Below are 7,232 nucleotides of genomic sequence, written 5' to 3' on the forward strand. Positions count from 1 at the left end.
CGACGCCGGGCCGCTGCCCCGCCGCATCGCGTACAGCTCCGCCAGCGTCGCCCCGTCCCGGCCGACCGCCGACTCCCGCTCGCCGTCCTCCGGGCCGAGCCAGGCCAGCGCCTCCGCCCGCGTCAGCGAACCGACCTCGATCCTCGCCATGCACCGCCCCGGCCTGACCACCGCCGGGTGCAGCCGCTCCAGGTCCTCGTTGGTCGTCACCCCCACCAGCACGTTCCTGCCCTGGCCGAGTAGCCCGTCCGTGAGGTTCAGCAGCCGCGACAGCGCCTGGCCCGCGGTGTGCTTGGCCTCGCCCCTGATCAGTTCGTCGCAGTCCTCCAGCAGGAGCAGCCGCCAGCGCCCCTTCGCCGAGCCGTCGTCCTCCCCGATGGCGATGTCCATCAGGTACCCGACGTCGTTGAAGAGCCGCTCCGGGTCCAGGACACAGTCCACCTGGCACCAGTCGCGCCACGAACGCGCCAGCGTGCGCAGCGCGGACGTCTTGCCCGTGCCGGGCGGCCCGTGCAGCAGGAGCAGCCGCCCCGCGATGTCGTCCGGGGTCACCTTCATCAGCCGGTCCATCGCCTCCGCCACGGGGGCGGTGTAGTTGGGCCTGACCTCGTCCCAGGTCCCGGCGGCGATCTGGCGGGTGGTGCGGTGCGGACCGCGCCGGGGCGACACGTACCAGAAGCCCATCGTCACATTGTCGGGCTGCGGCTCCGGCTCGTCCTGGGCGCCGTCGGTCGTCTGCTGGTGGACCTTCTCGGCGAGTTCGGCGCTGACCGCCGTCACGGTCACGTCCGCGCCCCGGTTCCAGCGGGACACCAGCAGCGTCCAGCCGTCCCCCTCGGCCAGGGTGGCGCTGCGGTCGTCGTCCTTGGCGCGGCGCAGGATCGTCGCGCCGGGCGGCAGCAGGGGCGCGCCCGACTTGACGCGGTCGATCGTCGAACTGTGCGAGAACGGCTGCTCGCCCGTCGCGAAGCGACCGAGGAACAGCGCGTCGACCACATCCGACGGCGAATCGCTGTCATCGACGTTGAGCCGGATCGGCAGTGCGTCCTGAGGCTTGGCAGACATGTCGCCCATGATCCGGCACACGAAGGTCCGACGCACGGTGTTTTGCCCCGTGGCGGATGCGCGGGCGCGCGGGAACGCGGGTGCGCGGTGGCCCCCGCGCACCCGCCCCCGCGCACCCGCCCCCGGTCAGCGGCGCCCCGCGCCCACCACCCGGCGTGCGGCGGCGCGCGTCCGGCGGACGACGGCGTACCCCTGGGTCAGGGCCCGGTCCCTGGCGAAGATCCGGCCGAGCGACCGGCCCTCGACCAGGTGTGCGAACTCGTCGGTGTCGGTGGAGCGCCGGACGGTCACCCGCTCCAGCGCGTACGGGCCCTGGCGCGGCCGGGCGAGCGCGTTGCCCACGGCGAGCGACTGGGTGAACCCGGCCTCGCGGACCGTACGGCGGACCCGCCGGCTGGAGTAGCCGTACGGGTACGCGAAGGAGACCGGCGGCCCGCCGCCCAGCCGGTCGCCGATGACCTCCCGGCAGTGGAGCGCCTCGAACCGCAGCCGCTCCGGGGTGAGTTGGTCCAGCTGCGGGTGGGTGTGGCTGTGGCCGCCGATCTCGGTGCCGGCCGCCGCCAGCTCCCGTACCTGGCCCCAGTCGAGCATGGTGTCGAGCGCGCCGCCCGTGTGTCCCGGCCCGCGCAGCCATCCGGTCGTCAGGAACACGGTGGCGGTGAAGCCGTACGAGGCGAGGACGGGGAGGGCATGGCGGTGCACGCCCTCGTAACCGTCGTCGAAGGTGATCAGCACGGGGCGCGGAGGCAGCGCACGGCCGGTGCGCCAGGCGTGGGCGAGTGCCGCCGTGGTGACGGGCGTGAACCCGCGTGCGTCGAGCAACTCCATCTGCGCCGCGAAGGCTTCGGGGGAGACGGACAGGACGTGGGTGGCGGCGGCGGGCCGGTGCGCCACGGCGTGGTACATCAGGATCGGTATGGGCTCACGCGCGTCCAGGACCGGATTCGCAGGACCCGCAGGACCCGCCGGGCCTGCGGGACCCGCCGGGCCTGCGGGACCCGCCGGACCCGCCGCGGACGGCGGGTCCGGCGGGCCGGGTGGTTCTTCCCTCACGCGGAGGCTCCCCTGGGGCTGCCGAGGCGCCCCGTCCTCTCGATCGGGCCCGACGAGAACGTGGCCCCGCCCCCGCGCGCCCGGTAACTCCCCAGCAGGTAACCGCCCGCCGCCGCGAGGACGCCGACCACGATCGCGCCGGCCCGCCCCAGGCCGCCGGGCCGGCCCCGTACCGCGTCGCGCAGCCCCCGTACCACCCCGGCGGGCAGCACCCGGGTGGTGTAGCGCCGTTCGGACTCAAGTCCCTTGCCCGCGCCGACACTTCGGGCCACCAGGGCCTTCGACAGACCCTCGGCGTAGGCGCGGGTGCGGAAGTACCCGAACCGCTCCCGCGCCTCCGGGACCTTGTGGCGGATCAGCGCCCGGTCGTCGATCAGCAGCACCGCGTCCGGTACGGCCCTGGCGAGCCGGATGCACAACTCCGTCTCCTCGCACCCCAGGGGCCGCTTGTCGCCGTCGCGCCCGATGCCCGTGGCGAACCCTCCGGCGGCGTCGAACGCCGACCGCCGGAAGGACGCGTTCCCGCCCAGGACGTTACGGACCCGCACCTTCCCCTCGGGCAGCCCCCGGTACGTACAGCCGACGACCCAGTCGAACTCCTCGGGGAACCACCCCGGCCTGCGGCCCGACGCCCAGGCGGGCAGGGTGCGTCCGCCGACCGCCAGCACCCGCGGATCGTCGTACGCCTCGTCGAAGAACCGCAGCCAGTCCCGTTCGGCCACGGCGTCGTCGTCGAGGAACGCCACGATCTCGCCCCGGGCGGCGGCGATCCCGGTGTTGCGGCCGGCGGAGAGGCCGCGGACGCCCGCGTTGGCGAGCACCCGCACCTCCCCGCGCGCCGCGAACTCCCCGTACTCCACCCGGAGTCGCTCCAGCAGAGCGGGGTGGTGATCGACCACGACGAGGATCTCCAGCGCCGGCAGCGACTGGTGGCGCACCGAGTCGACCGCCGCGAGGATGTCGTCCCAGCGGTCCTCGGTGTAGACGCAGATCACCACCGAGAACGGCCGGTGACGGTGGGGAAAGTGAGGAGGATGAGGACGGTGGGGGAGGTGGGGAAGGTGAGGGCGGCCGGTCAAGACACCTCTCCCCGCAGCGCCGTGATCCGGAGTCCCGGAGGCCGCCGCCGCGTCGCGCGCGGGACGCCCTTCTCCCGGAGGATCACCCTGAGGACCCGGAGCCCGTCCCTGACGGCCCGCAGATTGCTGACCCCGTGGATCCGGTCGAACTCGTGGCTCGGGATCTCCTGCACCTTCAACCCGGCCTGCACGACCCGGATGTTCATCAGCGTCTCGACCTCGAACCCCGTGCAGTCGAGGGTGAGGTCGTCCAGGCAGTGCCGCCAGAACGCGTTGTAGCCGTAGCAGAGATCGGTGTACCGCGCGCCGAACTTGGCGTTGACGACCGCGCACAGGGCGCGGTTGCCGAGCCGGCGGATCCGCGTCATGTCGTCCGTGCCACCGCCGTTGGCGAACCGCGATCCCTTGGCGAAGTCGGCCCCCGAGACCAGCGCGGAGACGTAGGACACGATCTCGTTGCCGTCGGCCGAGCCGTCCGCGTCGATCATCACGATGATGTCGCCCGTGCACGCGGCGAACCCGCTGATCAGCGCGTCCCCCTTGCCCTTGCCGCGCTGGGTGACGACCTTGACGTCCGGCCGCAGTTCGCGGGCCACCCGGACGGTGTCGTCGGTCGATCTGCCGTCCACCAGGACCACTTCGTGGATCCAGTCGGGCAGGGTCTTGAAGACGTACGGAAGGTTCTCGGCCTCGTTCATGGCCGGGATGACGACGCTCACGGGCGGAGCGATCGCCAGATGGAGTGAGACCGGGCGGTACGGACGCGCTGTGCGGTGGGACCCGTTCCTGACAGCGGGCGTCTGCGCGGAACCGGCTGAATTCCGCGAGCGCGCTGTTAACGGATCTTCGCCCGGCAGGGCCGGGCGCACAAAAGAGCTCACGAGTCTGTTTCCCTCTCGTCCGGTGGACCGCCCACCCCCGGGCGGTCCGGCTGTGTTTCCGGTTCGAAAGGGGGGTTCTCACCTCCCGCGACAACAAGACCCCTGCCGTGACGGCACGGATCTCCCTGGCGCATGGGCGAGTTGTGGAGCTGGCCGCGCGGCACGCGACTCGGCATCAAGTGCGGTCACCGAGCACGGCACCCCCCTACCGCGCCCCGCCCGGGAGCCATCGCGGCGTTTGAGCCCTCCCCAGGACGCCGCTTTGCGTGATGGACCGATGCGGGTGGTCGTAAGACGGTATTGAGGGCGGGGACGGTATGGCAAGGGCTGGAACGTGCCGTAATGTTCTTGACATGGACACTTCCAGTGAGGGGTGGGGCCTGGTACCAAAGGAGAGGCAGAAATCCTGCTAAAGGGAGGTTCCATGAAACTGTCCCGAATCGCGGCATTCACGTCCGCGTTGACCCTCGGAGCCGTGCTCGCTCTCACCGGCGCGGCCTCCGCGCAGGCCGCGCCGTCGGCCGCCGCCACCGACTACGTGGCGCTGGGCGACTCCTACTCCTCCGGACTCGGCGCCGGCGCGTACGACTCCGCCGCCGGCGACTGCAAGCGCACCGCCCGCGCGTACCCGGCCCTCTGGGCGGCCGCGCATTCACCCGCCACGTTCGCGTTCACCGCTTGCTCGGGCGCTCGTACGGGTGATGTGACCGCGAATCAGCTGACCCCCCTCAACGCCTCCACCGACCTCGTGAGCATCACCATCGGCGGCAACGACGCCGGCTTCGCGGACGTCATGACGACCTGCGTCCTCCAGTCGGAGTCCACCTGCCTCAACCGGGTCGCCCAGGCCCGTGCCTTCGTCGACAGCACCCTGCCCGCCAACCTCGACCGCGTCTACACGGCGATCTCGGCCAGAGCCCCCTCGGCGAGAGTGGTCGTGCTCGGCTACCCCCGCTTCTACCAGCTGAGCGGCTCCTGCATCGCCGGCCTCTCCGAGAGGGAGCGCTCCGCGATCAACAGCGCCTCCGACTACCTGAACGACGCGACCGCCAAGCGGGCGGCCGACCACGGATTCACGTTCGCCGGGGTCGCGTCGGCGTTCCAGGGGCACGAGATCTGCTCGGGCTCCTCGTGGCTCCACAGCGTGAACCTGCTCAACATCAGCGAGTCCTACCACCCGACCGCCGCCGGCCAGTCCGGCGGTTACCTGCCGGTCTTCACCTCGGCCGCCTGAAAGGCACCAAGCGCCGTACCGCCGTGCGAAGAGGCCCCGGTCACCCGGGGCCTCTTCGTGTCAGGTCAGCGACAGGCAACGCCAGTTGGTGCGCCGGTCAACCATCGGCCCCCGGGGTGAACTGTCCAACTCGCCCTGAATTAGGATGGATCAGGCAAGGCGCGTCAACCCCCTTGTGTGTGTGGTGAATCCTGAAGACGGGATACACGAGTGTCAGTAGGGGACGATAGGGTTAACCTGCCCGGGTCGGGTGCCCTCGTACGGGTGGGGAGTGACATGAAACAGATAACGGTCCACAGCAGGGCGCGAGTCCCTGCGATCACCTGCGGAAGCAGCGCGACCAGTTCGCGCCTCGACCGCCATCTCTCGGTGCTCGGCGGTCCCGCCGTGCCCCAGCGGGAGACGGCCGAGGCGACTCTGCTGATGCGTGAACTGACCTCGCGGGACCGGACGGAGACCCAGAAGAGCAGAAGTGCGCGCGTCTCGCTCTTCGCACCGCTGCGGCGCCTGCGCCGCTCTCTCTTCGGCAGCCGCGGCTGAACTCTACCGCCCCGCTCCTTCCGCAGCACCCTCGGTGATTCGGCCGGTGGACCACTCCCCGCCACCGGTCGGCTCACTCACCGCTGTCGGCGTACCGCCGTACGGTCAGCGGGACGAACACGGCCAGCAGCGCCAGTGACCAGAGCAGGGACCCGGCCAGCGGATGGGCCGTCGGCCAGGCCGCGTCAACGGCCGGCGCCGCGTTGCCGAAGAGATCGCGTACGGCCCCCGCGATCGCGCTGATCGGATTCCACTCCGCGGCCGTCCGCAGCCAGCCCGGCAGTCCGTCCGTCGGGATGTACGCGCTCGACAGCAGCGGCAGGACGAACGTGACCGCGCCCAACTGCCCCGCCACCTCCTCGTTACGGAGGACCAGCCCGAGGTACGTGCCCACCCACGCCGTCGCGAAGCGGAAGAGCAGCAGCACCCCGACCGCCCCGAGTGCGCCCGGTACGCCCCCCTCGATCCGCCAGCCCACCGCCAGCCCCACGAGCATCAGCGGCACGATCCCGGCGGCGGTGGTGAGCAGGTCGGCCGCGGTCTGACCGAGCGGTACGGCGGCCCGGCTCATCGGCAGGGTCCTGAACCGGTCCATGACCCCGCGCTGCGCGTCCTGGGACGCCTGGAACATCCCGGTCATGAGGCCGCCCGCGGCGGTCGCCGCCAGCAACCCCGGTACGAGGAAGGCGCGGTACTCCCGGCCGGGCGTCGCGAGCGCGCTGCCGAAGACGTAACCGAAGAACAGCAGCATGTTGATCGGCATGCTCTGGGTGAGGAGCACCACGCCCGGCGCGCGCCGGATGCGCCGGAGGTGCCGGCGGAGGACGGCTCCGCTGTCGTACGCGAGCGTGCTCGGACGGCGTGCTTCTTCGTCGTAGGCGATGTCGTACGCGGTGGTGCTCATACGGCGTGCTCCTTCCCGGCCCCGCGCCGGGCGCGCGGCTCGGTGGTGAGGGGGAGGGCGAGGGGGGCCGGTTCGGCGGTGAGGGGACCCGTACGGCCGGTCAGGCGCAGGAACGCCTCGTCCAGCGTCGGGGGCCGCAGGCTCGCGTCGACCACCGGCACGCCCGCCGCGTCCAGTTCGCGGACGATCCGGGGCAGCGTCAGCGCGGGGTCGGCGGCCACGGCGCCGACGGCCCGGCGCGTCCGGTCGAGCACCGGCTCGGCGCCGGTCAGCCGGTCGAGGACACCCGCCGCCGCGACGAGCGCGGCCTCGGTCGCCTCTCCGGTCGCCTCTTCGGCGAGGACGACCTCCGCGTACGAGCCGATGAGCGCCTTGAGCGAGGCCGGCGTGCCGCGATGGGCCGCCCGCCCGTCGTCGATCAGCACGATGCTGTCGGCGAGCCGGTCGGCCTCCTCCAGATACTGCGTGGTGAGCAG

The 7,232-nt window shown here is 72.1% G+C and carries 7 protein-coding genes and 1 pseudogene; 2 read left to right on the forward strand and 6 right to left on the reverse strand.

The features are described 5' to 3' along the window. The 4 genes from GT042_RS20705 to GT042_RS20720 all read right to left on the reverse strand — a co-directional run. The coding region (locus GT042_RS20705; RefSeq protein WP_161310220.1) for a DUF5925 domain-containing protein at positions 1-1,065 on the reverse strand (1,065 nt) is incomplete at its 3' end. Positions 1,066-1,191: 126 nt separating this feature from the next. Continuing rightward, entirely contained in the window at positions 1,192-1,971 is a 780-nt protein-coding gene (locus GT042_RS20710) for a polysaccharide deacetylase family protein (RefSeq protein ID WP_161310221.1), read from the reverse strand. A gap of 143 nt (positions 1,972-2,114) precedes the next feature. Next, complete coding sequence (locus GT042_RS20715) at positions 2,115-3,113, reverse strand: glycosyltransferase family 2 protein (protein ID WP_345943851.1); 999 nt, start codon at positions 3,111-3,113, stop codon at positions 2,115-2,117. Between the two features lie 80 nt (positions 3,114-3,193). After that, positions 3,194-4,078, reverse strand: a complete 885-nt coding sequence (locus tag GT042_RS20720; RefSeq protein WP_161310223.1) for a glycosyltransferase family 2 protein — start codon at positions 4,076-4,078, stop codon at positions 3,194-3,196. Positions 4,079-4,502: 424 nt separating this feature from the next. On the opposite strand from GT042_RS20720, the gene GT042_RS20725 reads away from it, so the two are divergent. Both GT042_RS20725 and GT042_RS20730 read left to right on the forward strand, forming a co-directional pair. Then, positions 4,503-5,312, forward strand: coding sequence for an SGNH/GDSL hydrolase family protein (locus tag GT042_RS20725; RefSeq protein WP_161310224.1), 810 nt, complete (start codon positions 4,503-4,505; stop codon positions 5,310-5,312). Positions 5,313-5,588: 276 nt separating this feature from the next. Next, entirely contained in the window at positions 5,589-5,852 is a 264-nt protein-coding gene (locus GT042_RS20730) for a hypothetical protein (protein ID WP_161310225.1), read from the forward strand. A 73-nt stretch (positions 5,853-5,925) separates the two neighbouring features. Here the strand turns inward: GT042_RS20730 and GT042_RS20735 are convergent, their stop codons facing one another. Both GT042_RS20735 and GT042_RS20740 read right to left on the reverse strand, forming a co-directional pair. Further along, on the reverse strand, positions 5,926-6,756 hold the full coding sequence (locus tag GT042_RS20735; protein ID WP_161310226.1) for an ABC transporter permease: 831 nt from the start codon (positions 6,754-6,756) through the stop codon (positions 5,926-5,928). Next, positions 6,753-7,232, reverse strand: a pseudogene (locus GT042_RS20740) (hypothetical protein); the annotation flags it as partial. The pseudogene GT042_RS20740 and the gene GT042_RS20735, both read right to left, overlap by 4 nt.

This window comes from Streptomyces sp. SID3212 (assembly GCF_009865405.1).
Lineage (GTDB): Bacteria > Actinomycetota > Actinomycetes > Streptomycetales > Streptomycetaceae > Streptomyces.

Coding starts and splice junctions, on each gene's coding strand:
- GT042_RS20730 (WP_161310225.1), top strand. CDS start 5,589: ATGAAACAGATAACGGTCCACAGCAGGGCGCGAGTCCCTGCGATCACC.
- GT042_RS20735 (WP_161310226.1), bottom strand. CDS start 6,756: ATGAGCACCACCGCGTACGACATCGCCTACGACGAAGAAGCACGCCGT.
- GT042_RS20710 (WP_161310221.1), bottom strand. CDS start 1,971: ATGTACCACGCCGTGGCGCACCGGCCCGCCGCCGCCACCCACGTCCTG.
- GT042_RS20725 (WP_161310224.1), top strand. CDS start 4,503: ATGAAACTGTCCCGAATCGCGGCATTCACGTCCGCGTTGACCCTCGGA.